The organism is Streptantibioticus cattleyicolor NRRL 8057 = DSM 46488 (genome assembly GCF_000240165.1).
GTDB lineage: Bacteria > Actinomycetota > Actinomycetes > Streptomycetales > Streptomycetaceae > Streptantibioticus > Streptantibioticus cattleyicolor.
In genome coordinates this window covers 2,136,954-2,158,483 of the sequence record NC_017586.1, presented here as the reverse complement: position 1 = coordinate 2,158,483, position 21,530 = coordinate 2,136,954, and the positions used below count along the sequence as shown (strand labels likewise).

The following is a 21,530-nucleotide window of genomic DNA, read 5'->3' as shown; positions in this document are numbered from 1 at the left end:
CCCGTCACTCCTCGCCGTAGCGCGGGTCCACGTTCTCCGGTGACAGCCCCAGGAGTTCGGCCACCTGCTCGACCACCACCTCGTGGACGAGCAGGGCCCGCTCGTCCCGCCCCTTGGCCCGGATCTCCACCGGCCGCCGGTAGACCACGATGCGGTTGGGGGAGCCGCGGCCGGGCGGCCCGTCCGCCGGGATCAGCCGCCCCAGCGGCACCAGGTCGGCCACGTCCACCTCGTCGGCGTCGGTGATCGCCGGCGGCACCTCCTGCACCGCGAACTCCACCTCGGCCAGCTGCGGCCAGCGCCGCTCCAGCCGGTCCGCCGCGTCCCGCACCAGGTCGTCGAAGGCCTCGGAACGGCTGACCGCCAACGGCACCTGCGGCGGCGCGATCGGGCCGCGCATGCCACGGCCGTGCCGGTCACGGCGGCGCGGTCCGGGCGGCCGGCCGGAGGCGGAAGGAGGTACGGACGTGTCCATCACCGGAAGGGTAGCCCTCGCCGCGCCCGGCGTACGGCATGCCGTACAACAGCCGTGATGTCGTCGGATGCCCGTTCCCGGCGCAAAGGCGACCGCTCGGTCGAGCACGGTTGAACGCTCCCGATGCCACAAATGGCGCCCAATGTCATGATCGGTGACCGTTCCGTCCCGTCCGCCACCTGGACCAGCGAGCCTTCCCGCAGGTCGTCCCCTACGGCACGAGGTACGCGATCCCGGCGAACCGGTACGACACGAGCGAGTGAGGTCGTGGAGAGTCGTCGCGGCCCGCTCAAGAGTGCGGTACCGTCCAACGTCGTGAGCCCTGTACGTCGTTGTTCGCGCACCGCGTGCGGTAGACCCGCCGTTGCGACGCTGACGTACGTCTACGCGGACTCCACCGCCGTCCTCGGTCCGCTCGCCACCTACGCCGAGCCGCACTGCTACGACCTGTGCTCCGAACACTCCGCCCGGCTGACCGCGCCCCGCGGCTGGGAGGTCGTCCGGCTCGCCGTCGACCCCGGCCCGGCCCGCCCCACCGGCGACGACCTCGAAGCGCTCGCCAACGCCGTCCGCGAGGCCGCCCGCCCGCCCCGCCGCCCCGCCGCCTCCGGTGGCCGCGACGGCGATCCGGTCGAGGTCGCCCGCCGCGGACACCTGCGCGTGCTGCGCTCCCCGGAGCCCTGACCGGCCGCGTCACGCCCCGTCAACACCGCGCCGCTCCCGCCCGGTTGGCCCCCCGCACCACCCCCGCCGGACGATCCCGCCGGTCGGCGCACCCCACGGTCACCTCCCGTACTCGTGGCCGACGTGTCGCGTACTCGTCGGCCACGCCGCGCGGCCGGGTAGGTTAAGGCCCAGATGTCCGTCCACCAGCCTGCCGTTTCGACCGGCGGGTGAAGTTGACCCTGGAGCTGCTGTGCCCGACCTGTCACACATCGTGAAGGCGTACGACGTCCGCGGTGTCGTCCCGGACCAGTGGGACGAGGCGCTCGCCGAACTGTTCGGGGCCGCCTTCGCCACCGTCACCGAAGCGACCGCGATCGTCGTCGGCCACGACATGCGCCCCTCCTCACCGGGGCTCTCCCGGGCCTTCGCCCGCGGCGCCGCCTCCCGGGGCGCCGACGTCACCGAGATCGGCCTGTGCTCCACCGACGAGCTGTACTTCGCCTCCGGCAAGCTCGGCCTGCCCGGCGCGATGTTCACCGCCAGCCACAACCCGGCCCAGTACAACGGCATCAAGATGTGCCGGGCCGGCGCCGCCCCGGTCGGCCAGGACACCGGCCTCGCCCAGATCCGCGAACTCGCCGAACGCTGGAGCGAGACCGGCCTGCCCGCCACCGACGCCGCCCCCGGCACCGTCACGCAGCGCGACATCCTCCACGACTACGCCGACTACCTGCGCGAACTGGTCGACCTCGGCTCCATCCGGCCGCTGAAGGTCGCCGTCGACGCCGGCAACGGCATGGGCGGCCACACCGTCCCCACCGTCTTCGAAGGGCTCCCCGTCGAACTGGTGCCCATGTACTTCGAACTCGACGGCACCTTCCCCAACCACGAGGCCAACCCGCTCGACCCGAAGAACCTCGTCGACCTCCAGCACAAGGTCCGCGAGACCGGCGCCGACATCGGCCTCGCCTTCGACGGCGACGCCGACCGCTGCTTCGTCATCGACGAGCGCGGCGAACCCGTCTCCCCCTCCGCGATCACCGCCCTGGTCGCCGCCCGCGAACTCGCCAAGCACCCCGGCTCCACCGTCATCCACAACCTGATCACCTCCTGGTCCGTCCCCGAGGTCGTCAAGGAGAGCGGCGGCACCGCGGTCCGCACCCGCGTCGGCCACTCCTTCATCAAGCAGGAGATGGCCGACACCGGCGCCATCTTCGGTGGCGAGCACTCCGCCCACTACTACTTCCGCGACTTCTGGAACGCCGACACCGGCATGCTCGCCGCCCTCCACGTCCTCGCCGCCCTCGGCGGACAGGACGCCCCCCTCTCCCACCTGGTCGCCGCCTACGACCGGTACGCCGCCTCCGGCGAGATCAACTCCACCGTCGACGACCAGGCCGGCCGCACCGCCGCCGTCCGCGCCGCCTACGAAGGCCGCGACGGCGTCACCATCGACACCCTCGACGGCCTCACCGTCACCACCACCGACTGGTGGTTCAACCTCCGCCCCTCCAACACCGAACCGCTGCTGCGGCTCAACGTCGAAGCCCGCGACGCGCGGACCGTGGCACGCCTCAAGGACGAGGTCCTCGCCATCGTCCGCGGCTGACCCGGCGGACCGACGCGGCCGGGGACGGCCCCACCGTCCCCGGCCGCCACCCCCGCACCCACGGCGGTACGCTGGCCACGCCAGCCCGGCACGCACCCCGACGACCGCCGAAGAGGAACCGCACATGCCGCTCGAAGCCAGCCTCCTGGAGATCCTCGCCTGCCCGGCCTGCCACGCCCCGCTGCGCGAGACCGGCGAGGACACCGAGACGGCCGAACTGATCTGCACCGGCGACGACTGCGGCCTCGCCTACCCGGTACGCGACGGCATCCCGGTGCTTCTCATCGACGAGGCCCGCCGCCCCGCATAGCCACCCGCGGCGGCGCCAGGCCGGAGGCCCACGATGCTCGACGAGTCCTCGCTCGACAACCCCGACGCCCTCGCCCGCGCCGACACCGGCGGACTCCTGCTCGGCGTCGCCGCGGCCGGCGCCCGGGTACGCACCGCCGCCCGGCACGCCGCCGAGGCCGGGCTCGCCGGCCTCAAACCCGACGGCCGCCCCCGCACCGTCCTGGTCGCCGGCCCCGGCCCCGCCCCCGGCCACATCGCCGACCTGCTCGGCACGCTCGCCGCCTGCCCCGTCCTCACCCTGCCCGCCACCGGCCCCGGCCCCGCCCCGCACGACCTGCGCTGGCAACTCCCCGGCTGGGCGGGCTCGTCCGACCTGGTGCTGCTCGCCACCCCCTACGGCACCGAGCCCGGACTGACCACCCTCGTCGAGGCCGCCTACCGGCGCGACTGCGCCGTCGCCGCCGTCGCCCCGGCCGACGCCCCCCTCGCCGAAGCGCTGCAACAGGTCCACGGCCTCGCCCTGCCGTTCGCCCACGCCCCCTACGCCGAGGCCACCGCCGACCCGGCCACCGAACCCGTCGAGACGCTGCGTTCCGCCGCCGACCCCGGCGCCTTCTGGGCCCTGCTCACCCCGCTGCTCGCCCTCGCCGACCGCCTCGGCCTCCTCGCCGCCCCGCCCGAGCACGTCCAGGCCCTCGCCGACCGCCTCGACCAGGCCGCCGAACGCTTCGGCCCGGCCACCGAGACCTACCGCAACCCCGCCAAGAGCCTCGCCACCGAACTGACCGGCACCCTGCCCCTGGTGTGGCACCAGGGCACCGCCACCGCACCGGTCGCCCGCCGCTTCACCGACGCCCTGACCACCCTCGCCGGACTCCCCGCGCTCGGCGCCGCCCTGCCCGAAGCCGTCGACCGCCACCACGCCGTCCTCACCGCCGACGGCGGCGGCACCACCGGCGACCTCGACGACTTCTTCCGCGACCGGGTCGAGGAACCCGACCGGCTGCGCCCCCGCATCGTCCTGCTGCGCGACAGCGGCACCGCACCCGTACCCGCCGTGCAGGAAGCCGCCGCCGCCCACGCCACCGGCGTCAGCGAGATCGAGACACCCCCCGGCGCACCCGTGGTCGCCCTCGCCGAACTCCTCACCCTCACCGACTTCACCGCCGTCTACCTGGCCCTCGGCCACCACCCGGCACCCGACGCCTGAGACCCGTCCACCACGGGCCCGCACCCGCCGGCCCACGCAAAGAGGAAGCACCGCGCTCCATGGACCGCCTCGCCAACACCGTGCGCCCCTACGCCTGGGGCTCCACGACCGCCATCCCCGAACTCCTCGGCACCGAGCCCACCGGCGAACCCCAGGCCGAACTGTGGATGGGCGCCCACCCCGGCGCCCCCTCCCGGCTCGACCGCCCCGACGGCCAACTCCCGCTGGACCAGGCCATCGCCGCCGACCCCGACGGCCGGCTCGGCAAGGAGACCACCGAGAAGTTCGGCCCCCGGCTGCCCTTCCTCTTCAAGGTCCTCGCGGCCGGCGCCCCGCTCTCCCTCCAGGTCCACCCCGACCTCGACCAGGCCAAGGCCGGCCACGCCGACGAGGAATCCCGCGGCATCCCCCTCGACGCCCCGCACCGCAACTACAAGGACGCCAACCACAAACCCGAGCTGATCTGCGCCCTCACCCCCTTCCAGGGACTGTGCGGCTTCCGCCGCCCCGCCGAGACCGCCGACCTCCTCGACGCCCTCGCCGTCGGCGCCCTCAAGCCCTACGCCGACATCCTGCGCGCCGCCCGCCCCGCCGGCGAAGCGCTCCGCGAGGTCTTCGCCGCCATCCTCACCGCCGACCGCGCCGCCACCGCCGACACCGTCGCCGAAGCCGCCTCGGCCGCCGCCGCCCTCGCCGACGGCCCCACCCCGCACGCCACCGCCTACGCCGCCTACGCCGACCTCGCCCACCACCACCCCGGCGACCCCGGCGTCCTCGCCGCGATGCTCCTCAACCACGTCACGCTCCAGCCCGGCGAAGCCCTCTACCTCGGCGCCGGCGTCCCCCACGCCTACCTCGACGGCCTCGGCGTGGAACTCATGGCCAACTCCGACAACGTCCTGCGCTGCGGCCTGACCCCCAAGCACGTCGACGTCCCCGAACTGCTCAAGGTCACCCGCTTCGAACCCGGCGACCCCGCCGTGCTGCGCCCGGAGGCCGACGCCGGCGGCGAAGAGGTCTACGACACCCCCATCGACGAGTTCCGCCTCTCCCGCCACGTCCTCGCCGCCGACGGCGACCCCCGCCGGCTGAGCCCCCGCACCCCGCAGATCCTGCTGTGCACCGAAGGACACGCCGAACTGACCGGCGACGGCACGCTCACCCTCCACCGCGGCCAGTCCGCCTTCGTCCCCGCCGGCGAAACCGTCACCCTCACCGGCCAGGGCACCGTCTTCCGCGCCACCGACGTGGTCTGACCACGATCCCGTCGCCCCCGCCCGGCGACGGGCCTGCGACAATGACCGCTCCGTAAAGAGATGGCAATGTGGCAGGCCCGCGCGCCGGGCCCGCGGAAGGGACCCCTGCACCCATGAGCGCGTCCGGCGGAACCAAGGCGATCATCGCGGCCCTCGGCTCCAACCTCGCGATCGCCGTCAGCAAGCTCGTGGCCTTCGCCTTCAGCGGCTCCTCCGCCATGCTCGCCGAAGGCGTCCACTCCATCGCCGACTCCGGCAACCAGGCCCTCCTCCTCATCGGCGGCAAACGCGCCCAGAAGAAAGCCACCGAGGAACACCCCTTCGGCTACGGCCGCGAACGCTACGTCTTCGGCTTCCTCGTCTCCGTCGTCCTGTTCACCGTCGGCGGCGTCTTCGCGCTCTACGAGGGCTACGAGAAGGTCAGCCACCCGCACGCCCTGGAATCCTGGTACTGGCCGGTCGGCGTCCTCCTGTTCGCCGTCGTCGCCGAGGGCTTCTCCTTCCGCACCGCCCTGAAGGAATCCAACGAGCTGCGCGGCAAGCTCAGTTGGGCCCAGTTCGTCCGCCGCGCCAAGGCCCCCGAACTCCCCGTCGTCCTGCTGGAGGACTTCGGCGCCCTCATCGGCCTCGTCCTCGCCCTGGCCGGCGTCGCCCTCTCCCTCGCCACCGGCAGCGGCGTCTGGGACGGCGTCAGCACCCTGTGCATCGGCGCCCTCCTCGTCGCCATCGCCCTCGTCCTCGCCGCCGAGACCAAATCCCTCCTGCTCGGCGAGGCCGCCGGCCCCGAGACCGTCGCCGCCATCCGCACCGCCGCCGCCGACGGCGAAACCGTCACCGGCGTCATCCACATGCGCACCCTCCACCTCGGCCCCGAAGAACTCCTCGTCGCCGCGAAGATCGCGGTACGCCACGACGACACCGCCGCCCAGGTCGCCCGCGCCATCGACGCCGCCGAGGAACGCATCCGCGCCGCCGTCCCCATCGCCCGCGTCATCTACCTCGAACCCGACATCTACTCCCAACAAGCCGCAGCCGCCGGCCCCGACCCCCTAGCCACCCCAGGCGGCCCAGGCCACTGACCGGGTGGGGGGCCGCGGCGTACGGGTGCGGTTCCGGCTTCGGTGCCGCCCTCGACGGGGCGCGGCCCCGGTCGGGTGTGCGGGCGGTACGGGTACGGTGCCGCCCCGGTGGGGGTGCCGGTGCTGTCCGTGGTGGGGGTCGGCCCTGGTAGCCGGTGCGGATTCGGCGTCGGTGCGGTGCCGGAGGGAGCCGCGGCGGGGGAGGACCGGCCCCGGTAGCCGCTCGGGGCGCGGATACGGCGTCGGGGTGGGCGGTACGGGCGTGGTGCCGGTGCCGTCCCCGGCAGGGTGCGGCCTCGGTCGCCGGGGCGGGGGTGCGGGCATGGCGCCCCGTCCCCGCGACGCGGCCTGACGCGCACCCCGCCCCGGACGCGGCCACGGCGCTCGACCCATGGCCCAGGCCCCGGCAGGCCCGACCCGTCGGACCGGCGCCGAGCCGGTCAACGCATCGGCAACCCCGAGCGCGGTGCGGCGCTCCAACCATGGCCCAAGCCCCGGACGGCCTGACACGCCAGACCGGCGCCGAACCCGTACCGCATCCCCAACTCGGGCGCCCGCGCCGGGGGTGGGAGACTCCGCCCCGGCCACCCCGGCCGAAACCGGGGACACGTTCGGCTCCCTCAGCCGACTTCCGACAGCACCCCGAGCACCTCCTCCCGGGACCCCGCCTCCAGCAGGCGCTCGCGGAAACCGGCGTCCATCAGCTTCCGCGAGAGCATCGCGAGGATCCGCAGATGCTCGTCACCCGCCGCAGCCTCCGGCACCGCGATCATGAACAGCAGCCGGGCCCTCGTACCGTCCGGCGCGCCCCACTCGATGCCTGCCCCGGACCGGGCGAACCCGACCACAGGTGCCGTCACGGCGTCCGTCTTCGCATGGGGAACGGCGATCCCCTCACCCAGCCCGGTCGTCCCCTGCGCCTCCCGGGCCAACGCGGCCTCCACCAGGGCCCGTTCGTCCGCCACCCGGCCGGTCGCCGCCAGCAGCCCCGCCAACTCGGCGACCGCCGCGTCCTTCTCCCGCGCCCCCAGCTCCAACGACACGCTCGGCGCGGTCAGATACCCGGACAGCACGACCGGCTCCTCGGCCACGGCGACCGCCCCGGAGACCGCCACCGCCGCGGCCGGCGCGGCGAACGCACCCGTACCGGCCCCCGCGACCGCCGGCACCGGCGCCGCCACCACGGCCGGCACCACCGCCTCCGGCACCCGGCCGCCGCCCTCCGTCGAGACCAGCCCCACCGTCGTCACCGCGGTCACCACCGCACCGGCCACCACCGCCACGAAGAACCACGGCACCCCGCCGACCGCGCCCAGCACCGCCACGATCGGACCACCGTGCGGCACCGCGTCCGTGACCCCGGTCAGCCCCGCGACCGCACCGGCCACCGCACCCCCGAGCATGTTCGCCGGGATCACCTTCCCCGGCCGCGCCGCCGCGAACGGGATCGCCCCCTCCGAGATCCCGAAGCAGCCCATGAACAACGCGGCCACCCCCGTCTCCCGCTCCTGCTCGCTGTAGAGCCGGCGGCGCGCCAGCGTCGCCAGCCCCTGCCCCAGCGGCATCACCGGGATCGCCGCCGCGCACATCCCCATCACCGTCCCGTTGCCCGACGCGATCAGCCCCGCACCGAACAGGAACGCCGTCTTGTTCACCGGACCACCCATGTCGAACGCGATCATCAGCCCGAGGATCGCGCCCAGCACGATCGCGCTCGTCCCCGTCATCCCGCTCAGCCAGCTCGTCAGATGCTCGAAGACCCACGCGATGGGCCGCCCGATCACATAGATGAAGAACAGCCCCAGCGACGTGGTCGCCACGATCGGGATCACGATGATCGGCATGATCGGCCGGACGAACTTCGGCACCCGGACCCTCTTGATCCACAGCACCAGGTAACCGGCGAGGAAACCGGTCACGATCGCCCCGATGAAGCCCGCCCCCGCCTTGGAGTCGTACAGCGCCCCCGTGTTGGCGATCCAGCCCCCGATCATGCCCGGCACCAGCGCCGGCCGGTCCCCGATCGCGTAGGCGATGTAACCGGAGAGCACCGGCACCATCAGCGTGAACCCGATCACCCCGACGTCGTTCACGTGCTTCCAGAACGACCCCGGCGGGATCACCAGCCCGCCACTGGGCTGCGGATGGCCCCCGAACGCCAGCGACACCGCGATCAGCAACCCGCCGACCACCACGAACGGGATCATGTAACTGACCCCGTTCATCAGCGACTTGTACGTGACGCTGCGCTCCTTGCCCGCGACCGCGGGGCCGCCGGACCCGTCCCGCCCGCCGCCACCGCCCGCCGGAACGCCCCGCGCCCCGCCCGCGGACCCGTCCCCCCGGTGCACCGGCGCGTCACGCACCTGCTCGATCAGCCGCTCCGGGTGGCTGATCCCCTCCGACACCCGCACTTTCAGCACCGGCTTGCCGACGAACCGGCTCAGATCCACCTCCTTGTCCGCCGCCACGATGATCCCGTCCGCCGAGCTGACATCGTTGTCAGTCAGAACGTTCTCCGCCCCGATCGAGCCCTGCGTCTCGACCTTGATGGACACCCCCGCGGCCTCGGCGGCCCGCGTCAGCTTCTCCGCCGCCATGTACGTGTGGGCGATCCCGGTGGGACAGGCGGTGACCGCGAGCAGCTTCAGCCCCTCGCGTGCGGTCCCCGCGTCCTCGGGGGGATCGGCTGGCCTGGTCACGTGGTCGTCTCCTTCTTCCGTCTTCCGTACCGAAACCGGCCGCCCGCGGCGACCGCTCGTCGCATCCTCCATCACCCGCCGGCCAGGGCGAAGCCCCCGGACACGCCCGGATGCCACCCGGTCGGCCCACCCCGCGCCGGCCGGCCGCCCTCGCGCGGATTCCCCGGACGGGCTGGGGCAGCCACCCCCGTTCGGTGTAGATTCGAGGGGCCAGACGTCGCTGCTGATGGCGGTCGGGCGGCCCCGTACGACGCGGGCCGGCCGAGGGAGAGAGGGCCTCCGACGGACTGCGCTGCGGTATCAGGACCGGCTCCCCGGTCCCGTTCGGCACGCCGTCATACGGCCGACCGGACGGCCGCAGCGGACAGAACGACGCCCACCCGCGATCCGTCAACCGCGAGGAGCCCACCGCATGACGTCGACCCCCGCAAACCCCGACTACAAGGTCGCCGACCTCTCCCTGGCCGAGTTCGGCCGCAAGGAGATCACCCTCGCCGAGCACGAGATGCCCGGCCTGATGGCGATCCGCAAGGAGTACGCGGAGTCCCAGCCGCTGGCCGGCGCCCGCATCACCGGCTCGCTGCACATGACCGTGCAGACCGCCGTCCTGATCGAGACCCTGGTGGCGCTGGGCGCGCGGGTGCGCTGGGCCTCCTGCAACATCTTCTCCACCCAGGACCACGCCGCCGCCGCGATCGCCGTCGGCCCCGACGGCACCCCGGACAACCCCCGCGGCATCCCCGTCTTCGCCTGGAAGGGCGAGACCCTCGAAGAGTACTGGTGGTGCACCGAGCAGGCGCTGACCTGGCCGGACAGCCCCACCGGCGGCCCCAACATGATCCTGGACGACGGCGGCGACGCCACCCTCCTGGTCCACAAGGGCGTCGAGTTCGAGAAGGCCGGCGCCGCCCCGGACCCGTCCACCGCCGACAGCGACGAGTTCCGCATCATCCTCGAACTCCTCAACCGCACCCTGGCGGAGGACCCCACCAAGTGGACCCGGCTCTCCTCCGAGATCCGCGGCGTCACCGAGGAGACCACCACCGGCGTCCACCGCCTGTACGAGATGCAGCGCGAGGGCGTGCTGCTCTTCCCGGCGATCAACGTCAACGACGCGGTCACCAAGTCCAAGTTCGACAACAAGTACGGCTGCCGCCACTCGCTCATCGACGGCATCAACCGCGCCACCGACGTCCTCATCGGCGGCAAGGTCGCGGTGGTCTGCGGCTACGGCGACGTCGGCAAGGGCTGCGCGGAGTCGCTGCGCGGCCAGGGCGCCCGGGTCATCGTCACCGAGATCGACCCCATCTGCGCGCTCCAGGCGGCGATGGACGGCTACCAGGTCGCCACCCTGGACGACGTCGTGGAGACCGCCGACATCTTCGTCACCACCACCGGCAACCGCGACATCATCATGGCCTCCGACATGGCCAAGATGAAGCACCAGGCCATCGTGGGCAACATCGGCCACTTCGACAACGAGATCGACATGGCCGGCCTCGCCAAGATCCCGGGCATCGTGAAGACCGAGATCAAGCCGCAGGTCCACACCTGGACCTTCCCCGAGGGCAAGTCGATCATCGTGCTCTCCGAGGGGCGCCTGCTCAACCTCGGCAACGCCACCGGCCACCCCTCGTTCGTGATGTCGAACTCCTTCGCCAACCAGACGATCGCCCAGATCGAGCTGTTCACCAAGCCCGAGGAGTACCCGACCGACGTCTACGTCCTGCCCAAGCACCTGGACGAGAAGGTCGCCCGCCTCCACCTCGACGCGCTCGGCGTCAAGCTCACCACGCTCCGCCCGGACCAGGCCGCCTACATCGGCGTCCCGGTCGAGGGCCCCTACAAGCCCGACCACTACCGCTACTGAGCCACCAGGCGCAGGCCCCCGCCGGTCCCACCGGCGGGGGCCTCGCCCTTTCCACCGGCCCCGGACGTACCCTCCCAGCACGGCCCACAGCACAGCGACACCCCGGAACAGCAGGCTCCGGGCGAACCGAAAGCCCTCACCATGCCACGCGGGCGCTACTCGTTCCACGACACCCACGACCACACCCCCCTCGGCGAAGAACACTTCCACTGCGCCACCGGCCCCTCCGGCTGGCGCTACACCGCCCGGACCACCTCCCCGGACGGCCGGGACACCGGCTCCGTCGACCTGACCACCGACGCCCTGGGCCGCCCGGTACGACTGGAACTCCACGCCGGCGGCTGGCAGGTACGCGGCGCCGCGCTCGACGGCGTCACCTGGGTACGCACCGACCCCACGGGCGAGCACGCACGGGAGGGAAACGTCCCCGCCCACGCCTTCACCGGCGCGTCCCCGGCCTTTCTCGTCGCCACCGCCCGGCTGCTCCGGCTGGAGCCCGGCGCCCCGGCCACCCGCGTCCGACTCGTCGCGCTCACCTCCCCCGTGCTCGCGCCCCGCACCCTGGACCAGTCCTGGGCCCTGGTCGACAGGACAGCACACGCCACTGACAACGACCCCCTGATGGTGGAGGAGTACCAGGTCAGCGACGTGCAGACCGGCGAGCGCCACACCGTCCACCTGGCCGGCGACGTCGTCTTGGCGGCGCCCGGCATCGAGCTGGAGGACCTCGACACGCCGCCCTCGGCGTTCGGATGAATCCGCCACCCCGGCCACCGCTCGCCCCCGGCGGCCGGGCCACTTCCCTCGATGTGCGTCCGGCCCCGCTGACCTGCTAGTCTCCACTGCGCCCCGCAAACCCGGTTGACACCAGGTGTGTGGGGAGGTAGGTTTACACGGTTGTCACGGAGCTGGACATGCGCGTGACGGTCGGGTAGCTTCTACCCCTGGCTCCACCAAGATCCCCAAGACCCGAAGTCCTCGTACTTCGCGTCCGCGGAATCGGGCGGAGCAACCTCCGAATTACCTTTCGGACGAGCCGAAGCCGGATTTCACCGGCGGAAAGCGAATCTGCTAAGGTCGGAGACACCGGAAAGCGGAAACGCCGAAGGTGAAACCCCGATCCAACCGGGGGCCGGAAACGGAAAGCGGAAACGCAAAACGGATCTGGTAAGGTTGGAGACAACGAAGGGAAAGCCCGGAGGGGCCGGAAACGGCAACGAAGGAAGCTTCCGTTCCTTGAGAACTCAACAGCGTGCCAAAAGTCAACGCCAGATATGTTGATACCCCGTCCGCCGGGCCTGACGGCCTGGATGGATGAGGTTCCTTTGAAGAAAACACAGCGAGGACGCTGTGCACGGACCGGATTATTCCTCCGGCCCGTGCCGCTCTCGTGACTGTGTCACCGGGATAGCCCGGAAGCATTCACGGAGAGTTTGATCCTGGCTCAGGACGAACGCTGGCGGCGTGCTTAACACATGCAAGTCGAACGATGAAGCCCTTCGGGGTGGATTAGTGGCGAACGGGTGAGTAACACGTGGGCAATCTGCCCTGCACTCTGGGATAACTCCGGGAAACCGGGGCTAATACCGGATACGACCTTAGGGCGCATGCCCTGGGGTGGAAAGTTCCGGCGGTGCAGGATGAGCCCGCGGCCTATCAGCTTGTTGGTGGGGTAATGGCCTACCAAGGCGACGACGGGTAGCCGGCCTGAGAGGGCGACCGGCCACACTGGGACTGAGACACGGCCCAGACTCCTACGGGAGGCAGCAGTGGGGAATATTGCACAATGGGCGAAAGCCTGATGCAGCGACGCCGCGTGAGGGATGACGGCCTTCGGGTTGTAAACCTCTTTCAGCAGGGAAGAAGCGCAAGTGACGGTACCTGCAGAAGAAGCACCGGCTAACTACGTGCCAGCAGCCGCGGTAATACGTAGGGTGCGAGCGTTGTCCGGAATTATTGGGCGTAAAGAGCTCGTAGGCGGCTTGTCGCGTCGGATGTGAAAGCCCGGGGCTCAACCCCGGGTCTGCATTCGATACGGGCAGGCTAGAGTTCGGTAGGGGAGATCGGAATTCCTGGTGTAGCGGTGAAATGCGCAGATATCAGGAGGAACACCGGTGGCGAAGGCGGATCTCTGGGCCGATACTGACGCTGAGGAGCGAAAGCGTGGGGAGCGAACAGGATTAGATACCCTGGTAGTCCACGCCGTAAACGTTGGGAACTAGGTGTGGGCGACATTCCACGTTGTCCGTGCCGCAGCTAACGCATTAAGTTCCCCGCCTGGGGAGTACGGCCGCAAGGCTAAAACTCAAAGGAATTGACGGGGGCCCGCACAAGAGGCGGAGCATGTGGCTTAATTCGACGCAACGCGAAGAACCTTACCAAGGCTTGACATACACCGGAAAACCCTGGAGACGGGGGCCCCCTTGTGGTCGGTGTACAGGTGGTGCATGGCTGTCGTCAGCTCGTGTCGTGAGATGTTGGGTTAAGTCCCGCAACGAGCGCAACCCTTGTCCTGTGTTGCCAGCATGCCCTTCGGGGTGATGGGGACTCACGGGAGACTGCCGGGGTCAACTCGGAGGAAGGTGGGGACGACGTCAAGTCATCATGCCCCTTATGTCTTGGGCTGCACACGTGCTACAATGGCCGGTACAATGAGCTGCGATACCGTGAGGTGGAGCGAATCTCAAAAAGCCGGTCTCAGTTCGGATTGGGGTCTGCAACTCGACCCCATGAAGTCGGAGTCTCTAGTAATCGCAGATCAGCATTGCTGCGGTGAATACGTTCCCGGGCCTTGTACACACCGCCCGTCACGTCACGAAAGTCGGTAACACCCGAAGCCGGTGGCCCAACCCCTTGTGGGAGGGAGCTGTCGAAGGTGGGACTGGCGATTGGGACGAAGTCGTAACAAGGTAGCCGTACCGGAAGGTGCGGCTGGATCACCTCCTTTCTAAGGAGCACATAGCCGGATGCGAGCGAGTGTCTCGCACGGTTGCTCATGGGTGGAACGTTGACTATTCGGCATGGCCTTGTGATGGGCACTAGTACTGCTTCGGCGTGGAACGTGGTCCTTGAGCGGGGTGGTGTCGGGCACGCTGTTGGGTCCTGAGGGAACGATGAGTCCCCTCGGACATGGAGACCGGTCTCGCCGAAGGCGCCGTGAGGTGTTGGGTGTGGGGGATGGGTCGTTGCTTGAGAACTGCATAGTGGACGCGAGCATCTGTGGCCAAGTTTTTAAGGGCGCACGGTGGATGCCTTGGCACCAGGAACCGATGAAGGACGTGGGAGGCCGCGATAGGCCCCGGGGAGCTGTCAACCGAGCTGTGATCCGGGGGTGTCCGAATGGGGAAACCCGGCAGTCGTCATGGGCTGTCACCTACTGCTGAACACATAGGCAGTGTGGAGGGAACGCGGGGAAGTGAAACATCTCAGTACCCGCAGGAAGAGAAAACAACCGTGATTCCGGGAGTAGTGGCGAGCGAAACCGGATGAGGCCAAACCGTTTGTGTGTGATACCCGGCAGGGGTTGCGCAGGCGGGGTTGTGGGAGCTTTCTTGACCGGTCTGCCGGCCGGTCGGCGAGTTATAAACCGTTGGTGTAGGCGAAGGGCATGCGAAAGGCCCGGCGTAGAGGGTAAGACCCCCGTAGTCGAAACATCAGCGGCTTGCTTGAGAGCCACCCAAGTAGCACGGGGCCCGAGAAATCCCGTGTGAATCTGGCGGGACCACCCGCTAAGCCTAAATATTCCCTGGTGACCGATAGCGGATAGTACCGTGAGGGAATGGTGAAAAGTACCGCGGGAGCGGAGTGAAATAGTACCTGAAACCGTGTGCCTACAAGCCGTGGGAGCGTCGCCGTCAGGTTTTGCTTGGCGGTCGTGACTGCGTGCCTTTTGAAGAATGAGCCTGCGAGTTTGCGGTGCGTGGCGAGGTTAACCCGTGTGGGGTAGCCGTAGCGAAAGCGAGTCCGAACAGGGCGAGTCAGTCGCGCGCTCAAGACCCGAAGCGGAGTGATCTAGCCATGGGCAGGGTGAAGCGGAGGTAAGACTTCGTGGAGGCCCGAACCCACCAGGGTTGAAAACCTGGGGGATGACCTGTGGTTAGGGGTGAAAGGCCAATCAAACTCCGTGATAGCTGGTTCTCCCCGAAATGCATTTAGGTGCAGCGTCGTGTGTTTCTTGCCGGAGGTAGAGCACTGGATAGGCGATGGGCCCTACCGGGTTACTGACCTTAGCCAAACTCCGAATGCCGGTAAGTGAGAGCGCGGCAGTGAGACTGTGGGGGATAAGCTCCATGGTCGAGAGGGAAACAGCCCAGAGCATCGACTAAGGCCCCTAAGCGTGTGCTAAGTGGGAAAGGATGTGGAGTCGCAGAGACAACCAGGAGGTTGGCTTAGAAGCAGCCATCCTTGAAAGAGTGCGTAATAGCTCACTGGTCAAGTGATTCCGCGCCGACAATGTAGCGGGGCTCAAGTACACCGCCGAAGTCGTGTCACTCACACAATACCTCCAACGAGGGTGTGGGTGGGTAGGGGAGCGTCGTGTGCCGGGTGAAGCAGCGCCGGAAGGTAGTTGTGGACGGTTCACGAGTGAGAATGCAGGCATGAGTAGCGATACAAGAGTGGGAAACTCTTGCGCCGATTGACTAAGGGTTCCTGGGTCAAGCTGATCTGCCCAGGGTAAGTCGGGACCTAAGGCGAGGCCGACAGGCGTAGTCGATGGACAACCGGTTGATATTCCGGTACCCGTGGCAGTGCGCCAACGCTGAATCCTCGAATGCTAAGGCCGTGAAGCCGCCTCTGATCTCTTCGGAGTGAGGGGGAGTGGTGGAGCCGCCGGTCCAACGTGGTAGTAGGTGAGCGATGGGGTGACGCAGGAAGGTAGTCCAGCCCGGGCGGTGGTTGTCCCGGGGTAAGGGTGTAGGACGTCATGCAGGCAAATCCGTATGACACATAGTCTGAGACCTGATGCCGAGCCGATTGTGGTGAAGTGGATGATCCTATGCTGTCGAGAAAAGCCTCTAGTGAGTGCTGTTGCGGCCCGTACCCTAAACCGACTCAGGTGGTCAGGTAGAGAATACCGAGGCGTTCGGGTGAACTATGGTTAAGGAACTCGGCAAAATGCCCCCGTAACTTCGGGAGAAGGGGGGCCATTCCTGGTGATCCGTCGTGCACGGTGAGCTGGGGGTGGCCGCAGAGACCAGCGAGAAGCGACTGTTTACTAAAAACACAGGTCCGTGCGAAGCCGTAAGGCGATGTATACGGACTGACGCCTGCCCGGTGCTGGAACGTTAAGGGGACCGGTTAGCTCTGATTCGTCAGGGCGAAGCTGAGAACTTAAGCGCCAGTAAACGGCGGTGGTAACTATAACCATCCTAAGGTAGCGAAATTCCTTGTCGGGTAAGTTCCGACCTGCACGAATGGCGTAACGACTTCTCGACTGTCTCAACCATAGGCCCGGTGAAATTGCATTACGAGTAAAGATGCTCGTTTCGCGCAGCAGGACGGAAAGACCCCGGGACCTTTACTACAGTTTGATATTGGTGTTCGGTTCGGCTTGTGTAGGATAGGTGGGAGACTGTGAAGCTCAGGCGCCAGCTTGGGTGGAGTCGTTGTTGAAATACCACTCTGGTCGTGCTGGATGTCTAACCTGGGTCCGTGATCCGGATCAGGGACAGTGTCTGATGGGTAGTTTAACTGGGGCGGTTGCCTCCTAAAGGGTAACGGAGGCGCCCAAAGGTTCCCTCAGCCTGGTTGGCAATCAGGTGTTGAGTGTAAGTGCACAAGGGAGCTTGACTGTGAGACTGACGGGTCGAGCAGGAGCGAAAGCTGGGACTAGTGATCCGGCGGTGGCTTGTGGAAGCGCCGTCGCTCAACGGATAAAAGGTACCCCGGGGATAACAGGCTGATCTTCCCCAAGAGTCCATATCGACGGGATGGTTTGGCACCTCGATGTCGGCTCGTCGCATCCTGGGGCTGGAGTCGGTCCCAAGGGTTGGGCTGTTCGCCCATTAAAGCGGTACGCGAGCTGGGTTTAGAACGTCGTGAGACAGTTCGGTCCCTATCCGCTGTGCGCGTAGGAGTCTTGAGAAGGGCTGTCCCTAGTACGAGAGGACCGGGACGGACGGACCTCTGGTGTGCCAGTTGTTCTGCCAAGGGCATGGCTGGTTGGCTACGTTCGGGAGGGATAACCGCTGAAAGCATCTAAGCGGGAAGCCTGCTTCCCGATGAGGGCTCCCACCCACTTGATGGGGTAAGGCTCCCAGTAGACGACTGGGTTGATAGGCCGGATATGGAAGCCAGGTGACTGGTGGAGTTGACCGGTACTAATAGGCCGAGGGCTTGTCCATAGGTTGCTCGCGTCCACTGTGTAGGTTCTGAGGTAACGAACCGTCACAATCCCCGTGTAGGGTGTGTTGTGTGGTCTGGTTGTTTACTTCATAGTGTTTCGGTGGTTATAGCGTTAGGGAAACGCCCGGTTACATTCCGAACCCGGAAGCTAAGCCTTTCAGCGCCGATGGTACTGCGGGGGGGACCCCGTGGGAGAGTAGGACGCCGCCGAACAATTTGTGGGTCGTTGGCCCGTACCGTGTGTCATCCGGTACGGGCCAACGGCCTTTTCGCGTTAGTCCCAAAAGCTCCGAAGAAAAGAGGGCGGGGTCCGGGGAATCAGACGATTCCCCGGACCCCGCCCTCTTTCCGTATCAGCGAGTGGCGCCGTAGCCCTGGATGCCAGCCGCGCGGGCCAGTTCGATGTCGAGGCCCTCACGCCGGATGCGCTGGTCGATGTAGAGCAGCGTGGTCATGCCCGCCGTGAACGGCAGAGCGAGAGTCGTGCCGATGACGGCGCCGACGGCCGTGACGACGAGGTTGGGCCACGAGCCCACCGGCCCCGCGCTCAAGGCGATCGTGGTGAACGGGACCTGGAGCAACGCGGTGAGCAGGAAGACCAGGAGCCCGGACAGCAGCCCGATGCCGAAGATCCGCCACCACGAACCGCGTACCAGCCGGAACGAGCGGGTCAGCGCGGCGCGGACACCCTGCTTCTCCAGCATCAGCGTCGGCGCCGACAGGCTCAGGCTGACGGCCAGCCAGCACACGACGGCCGAGGCGATCGCACCGCCCAGCATGACCAGGGCGATCCCCGCCCCCACCGAACCGGTGTCCGCGACGATCGCCCCGGGCACGATGCCGATCCCCAGCCCCAACGCCGGGACCACCACGACCACCAGCAACAACCCGAGCAGACGGCCGAGTTGAGGCCGGGCGTCGCGCCACGTCTCGGCGAACGTCACCGGGCGCCCCAGCACCGACCGGCTCACCACCATGGTCAGCAGCGCGATGGCCAGCACCTGGCCGAGCATGCCCACGATCGAGGTGACCGCCGCCTGGGCGGTGAGCCGCCTGAGGGAGCGCAGCGCCTCACCCGGGTCGACGTACCGTCCCGCCGTGGTCAGCGAGTACGGGTTGGCGGTGTGGGCGAAGAACGCGCCGTTGACCGCCGTCGAGATCGCCTGCACGACCACCGAGACCGACAGCGAGACGCCGAGCGCGGTCCGCCAGTGCGCCCGTACCGCGGCGACCGCGCCTTCGAGCAGGTCACTGACGCTCAGCGGGCGCAGCGGTATGACGCCGGGCTTGGGCGCCGCGTAGTACGCCGGGTGGTGACCGTACGGGCCGGGCGGCGGCATCCCGGGCATCCCGGGGCCGTACGGCGGCCTGCCGCCCGGTCCGGGGCCCCACCCGTACGGGCCGGGCATCGGGTGCCGGGGCGGCGGGACCTGCTGGGGTGGAGCGGGCGGGACGGGGGGCTGAGCGGCGCCGGAAGCGGGCGTTCCGCCGGCGGTCGGCCAATGCGCCGGCGGAGGCTGCCGTTCGGACCAGTTCGGCGGTGGGGCACCCTCGGCCGCGGGACGCTCCGCTCCGCCCTCGGTCGGGGCGTCACCGTCGGCCGGGGGCCGACCGGGATCGGAGGGGGCGGGTCCGGGCGGATCCCAGCCCGGAGAGTTGTTCATCGGGACTCCTTCGTAACGGTGCGGCCGGGACGCGGCCGGTGGACCGGCCGGTCCGGGTCCGCGGTCATCGTGTCACGACCGCCCGTACCTCCCGCCGCCGCGCGAAGCCCGCCCCGCGCCCGGCTCCGCGCCCGGCCCGGAACGGTCGGTACGGCGGCGGCACCGGGCCACCACGACCGGCCGGCCTCGGACGAATTGCGCCGCGCCCGTTCAACGCCTCCGCTCCGCGGGGCAGACTGACGACATGGGTGATCAGTCCGTACAGCCTTTGGCCAAGGGCACGGGGTCCGGGACCCCGGAGCCGAAACCCGCTCTCCGCTGGGAAGAGCCTCCCGAAGGGCCCGTGCTGGTCCTCCTCGACCAGACCCGGCTCCCCGTCGAGGAGGTCGAACTGTTCTGTACGGACGTGCCCGCGCTCGTCCAGGCCATCCGTACCCTCGCCGTCCGCGGCGCGCCGCTGCTCGGGCTCGCCGGAGCGTACGGCGTCGCCCTGGCCGCCGCCCGTGGCTACGACGTCGGGCAGGCCGCCGACGAACTCGCCGGCGCCCGGCCCACCGCCGTCAACCTCTCCTACGGGGTGCGCCGCGCGCTGGCCGCGTACCGTACCGCGGTCACCGGCGGCGCCGACGACACGGGCGCGGCGGCGGCCACCCTCGCCGAGGCCCGCGCGCTGCACGCCGAGGACGCCAGGGCCAGCGAACGCATGGCCCGCAACGGCCTGGCGCTGCTGGACGAACTCGTCCCCGGCGGCGGCTACCGGGTGCTGACCCACTGCAACACCGGCGCCCTGGTCTCCGGCGGCGAGGGCACCGCCCTGGCCGTCGTCCTCGCCGCCCACCGCGGCGGACTCCTGCGCCGGCTGTGGGTGGACGAGACCCGGCCGCTGCTCCAGGGCGCCCGGCTGACCGCCTACGAGGCCGCCCGGGCCGGCGTCGCCCACACGTTGCTGCCGGACGGCGCGGCCGGGTCGCTCTTCGCGGCCGGCGAGGTCGACGCGGTGCTGATCGGCGCCGACCGGATCGCCGCGGACGGCTCGACCGCCAACAAGGTCGGCAGCTACCCGCTGGCCGTCCTCGCCCGGTACCACAACGTCCCCTTCGTCGTGGTCGCCCCCACCACCACGATCGACCTGGCCACCCCCGACGGCACCGCGATCGAGGTGGAGCAGCGCCCCGCGCAGGAGGTGACCGAGCTGACCGGACCGCGCCCCGGCCCGGACCGCGAGGGCGCCACCGGCATCCCCGTCGCGCCCCTGGGCACGCCGGCGTACAACCCGGCGTTCGACGTCACCCCGCCCGAACTGATCACCGCCGTGGTCACCGAGACCGGCGTGGCCTCCCCGGTCACCGGCTCCTCCATAGCCGCCCTGGCCGCCCGCCCCGGCCCCGTCCGCGCCCAGCCGTGACGGCCTCGACGGTCGTCATCCGCCGCCGATGACGACCGTCACCCGTCACCGATGACGACCGTCCCTTCCGTTCAGTGACGACTTTCGGTATCCACGGGCGCCGGTACCTGGAAGGATTGCCCCGTACGGCACCACGGCGGCCCACCGCGACCGGTGCTTGGCGGCCCGTCCCGGGCCGTCCGGCCCCGTCCCGGACCGCCGTGTGTCGACGCAGGTCAGTGACCTGAATCACCCTTGTCCATGTCGCGAATGCGAAAATGGGATGATGTCGATATGAAGGGACGCGTCCTCGTCGTCGACGACGACACCGCACTGGCCGAGATGCTCGGCATCGTCCTGCGTGGAGAAGGCTTCGAGCCGTCGTTCGTGGCGGACGGTGACAAGGCTCTGGCCGCCTTCCGGGAGACGAAGCCCGATCTCGTGCTGCTGGATTTGATGCTGCCCGGCCGGGACGGGATCGACGTCTGTCGGCAGATCCGGGCCGAGTCCGGGGTGCCGATCGTCATGCTCACCGCGAAGAGCGACACGGTCGACGTGGTGGTGGGCCTCGAATCCGGGGCCGACGACTACGTGATCAAGCCGTTCAAGCCGAAGGAGCTGGTGGCCCGGGTACGGGCACGGCTGCGGCGCGCCGAGGAGCCCACGCCGGAGCAGCTGGCCATCGGTGACCTCGTCATCGACGTGGCCGGCCACTCGGTCAAGCGGGACGGGCAGGCCATCGCCCTCACCCCGCTCGAATTCGACCTGCTGGTGGCGCTCGCCCGCAAACCGTGGCAGGTCTTCACCCGCGAGGTGCTGCTGGAACAGGTCTGGGGCTACCGGCACGCCGCCGACACCCGCCTGGTCAACGTGCACGTCCAGCGGCTGCGTTCCAAGGTCGAGAAGGACCCGGAGCGCCCGGAGATCGTGGTCACCGTCCGCGGCGTCGGCTACAAGGCCGGGCCGGGCTGAGCTGCCC

At 69.4% G+C, this 21,530-nt stretch carries 13 protein-coding genes and 3 rRNA genes; 13 read left to right on the top strand and 3 right to left on the bottom strand.

Annotated features, from left to right (window positions below):
- Positions 1-4: 4 nt before the first annotated feature.
- Positions 5-475 (bottom strand): metallopeptidase family protein, encoded by a 471-nt coding sequence (locus tag SCATT_RS09485; protein ID WP_041824592.1) that lies wholly within the window; start codon positions 473-475, stop codon positions 5-7.
- 267 nt (positions 476-742) lie between these two features.
- Here SCATT_RS09485 and SCATT_RS09480 point away from each other — a divergent pair, with 267 nt between their 5' ends.
- From SCATT_RS09480 to SCATT_RS09455, 6 genes are all read left to right on the top strand, one after another.
- The gene (locus SCATT_RS09480) at positions 743-1,159 is read left to right on the top strand and encodes a DUF3499 domain-containing protein (RefSeq protein WP_014142784.1); all 417 of its coding nucleotides are present in this window, start codon (positions 743-745) and stop codon (positions 1,157-1,159) included.
- Positions 1,160-1,391: 232 nt separating this feature from the next.
- Positions 1,392-2,750, top strand: a complete 1,359-nt coding sequence (locus SCATT_RS09475) for a phosphomannomutase/phosphoglucomutase (RefSeq protein ID WP_014142783.1) — start codon at positions 1,392-1,394, stop codon at positions 2,748-2,750.
- A gap of 124 nt (positions 2,751-2,874) precedes the next feature.
- The gene (locus SCATT_RS09470) at positions 2,875-3,060 is read left to right on the top strand and encodes a Trm112 family protein (protein ID WP_014142782.1); all 186 of its coding nucleotides are present in this window, start codon (positions 2,875-2,877) and stop codon (positions 3,058-3,060) included.
- 33 nt (positions 3,061-3,093) lie between these two features.
- On the top strand, positions 3,094-4,251 hold the full coding sequence (locus tag SCATT_RS09465) for an SIS domain-containing protein (protein ID WP_014142781.1): 1,158 nt from the start codon (positions 3,094-3,096) through the stop codon (positions 4,249-4,251).
- A gap of 59 nt (positions 4,252-4,310) precedes the next feature.
- The gene (gene manA / locus SCATT_RS09460) at positions 4,311-5,507 is read left to right on the top strand and encodes a mannose-6-phosphate isomerase, class I (RefSeq protein ID WP_014142780.1); all 1,197 of its coding nucleotides are present in this window, start codon (positions 4,311-4,313) and stop codon (positions 5,505-5,507) included.
- 113 nt (positions 5,508-5,620) lie between these two features.
- A complete protein-coding gene (locus tag SCATT_RS09455) occupies positions 5,621-6,586 on the top strand; it encodes a cation diffusion facilitator family transporter (RefSeq protein WP_014142779.1) in 966 nt (321 codons plus the stop codon).
- 620 nt (positions 6,587-7,206) lie between these two features.
- On the opposite strand, the gene SCATT_RS09450 is transcribed toward SCATT_RS09455, so the two are convergent.
- Entirely contained in the window at positions 7,207-9,288 is a 2,082-nt protein-coding gene (locus SCATT_RS09450) for a fructose-specific PTS transporter subunit EIIC (RefSeq protein ID WP_014142778.1), read from the bottom strand.
- 412 nt (positions 9,289-9,700) lie between these two features.
- Between SCATT_RS09450 and ahcY the strand changes: the two genes are divergently transcribed.
- From ahcY to rrf, 5 genes are all read left to right on the top strand, one after another.
- Positions 9,701-11,158, top strand: coding sequence for an adenosylhomocysteinase (gene ahcY / locus SCATT_RS09445; RefSeq protein WP_014142777.1), 1,458 nt, complete (start codon positions 9,701-9,703; stop codon positions 11,156-11,158).
- 141 nt (positions 11,159-11,299) lie between these two features.
- Complete coding sequence (locus SCATT_RS09440) at positions 11,300-11,914, top strand: hypothetical protein (RefSeq protein ID WP_014142776.1); 615 nt, start codon at positions 11,300-11,302, stop codon at positions 11,912-11,914.
- 665 nt (positions 11,915-12,579) lie between these two features.
- Positions 12,580-14,105, top strand: a 16S ribosomal RNA gene (locus SCATT_RS09435).
- A 274-nt stretch (positions 14,106-14,379) separates the two neighbouring features.
- Positions 14,380-17,502, top strand: a 23S ribosomal RNA gene (locus tag SCATT_RS09430).
- A gap of 97 nt (positions 17,503-17,599) precedes the next feature.
- A 5S ribosomal RNA gene (rrf, locus tag SCATT_RS09425) occupies positions 17,600-17,716 on the top strand.
- Together the 16S, 23S and 5S rRNA genes form the textbook arrangement of a ribosomal RNA operon.
- 140 nt (positions 17,717-17,856) lie before the next feature.
- On the opposite strand, the gene SCATT_RS09420 is transcribed toward rrf, so the two are convergent.
- Entirely contained in the window at positions 17,857-18,852 is a 996-nt protein-coding gene (locus SCATT_RS09420; protein ID WP_231905058.1) for a glycerophosphoryl diester phosphodiesterase membrane domain-containing protein, read from the bottom strand.
- A 559-nt stretch (positions 18,853-19,411) separates the two neighbouring features.
- On the opposite strand from SCATT_RS09420, the gene mtnA reads away from it, so the two are divergent.
- Complete coding sequence (mtnA, locus tag SCATT_RS09415; protein ID WP_237694764.1) at positions 19,412-20,572, top strand: S-methyl-5-thioribose-1-phosphate isomerase; 1,161 nt, start codon at positions 19,412-19,414, stop codon at positions 20,570-20,572.
- Between the two features lie 273 nt (positions 20,573-20,845).
- Complete coding sequence (gene mtrA, locus SCATT_RS09410) at positions 20,846-21,523, top strand: two-component system response regulator MtrA (RefSeq protein WP_014142772.1); 678 nt, start codon at positions 20,846-20,848, stop codon at positions 21,521-21,523.
- The last annotated feature ends 7 nt before the right edge of the window (positions 21,524-21,530 follow it).

What these genes read in the sequence shown, in the direction of transcription:
- SCATT_RS09455 (WP_014142779.1), top strand. Translation starts at nt 5,621, where the DNA reads ATGAGCGCGTCCGGCGGAACCAAGGCGATCATCGCGGCCCTCGGCTCC.
- ahcY (WP_014142777.1), top strand. Translation starts at nt 9,701, where the DNA reads ATGACGTCGACCCCCGCAAACCCCGACTACAAGGTCGCCGACCTCTCC.
- mtnA (WP_237694764.1), top strand. Translation starts at nt 19,412, where the DNA reads ATGGGTGATCAGTCCGTACAGCCTTTGGCCAAGGGCACGGGGTCCGGG.
- SCATT_RS09420 (WP_231905058.1), bottom strand. Translation starts at nt 18,852, where the DNA reads ATGCCCGGGATGCCGCCGCCCGGCCCGTACGGTCACCACCCGGCGTAC.
- manA (WP_014142780.1), top strand. Translation starts at nt 4,311, where the DNA reads ATGGACCGCCTCGCCAACACCGTGCGCCCCTACGCCTGGGGCTCCACG.
- mtrA (WP_014142772.1), top strand. Translation starts at nt 20,846, where the DNA reads ATGAAGGGACGCGTCCTCGTCGTCGACGACGACACCGCACTGGCCGAG.
- SCATT_RS09470 (WP_014142782.1), top strand. Translation starts at nt 2,875, where the DNA reads ATGCCGCTCGAAGCCAGCCTCCTGGAGATCCTCGCCTGCCCGGCCTGC.
- SCATT_RS09485 (WP_041824592.1), bottom strand. Translation starts at nt 475, where the DNA reads ATGGACACGTCCGTACCTCCTTCCGCCTCCGGCCGGCCGCCCGGACCG.
- SCATT_RS09465 (WP_014142781.1), top strand. Translation starts at nt 3,094, where the DNA reads ATGCTCGACGAGTCCTCGCTCGACAACCCCGACGCCCTCGCCCGCGCC.
- SCATT_RS09440 (WP_014142776.1), top strand. Translation starts at nt 11,300, where the DNA reads ATGCCACGCGGGCGCTACTCGTTCCACGACACCCACGACCACACCCCC.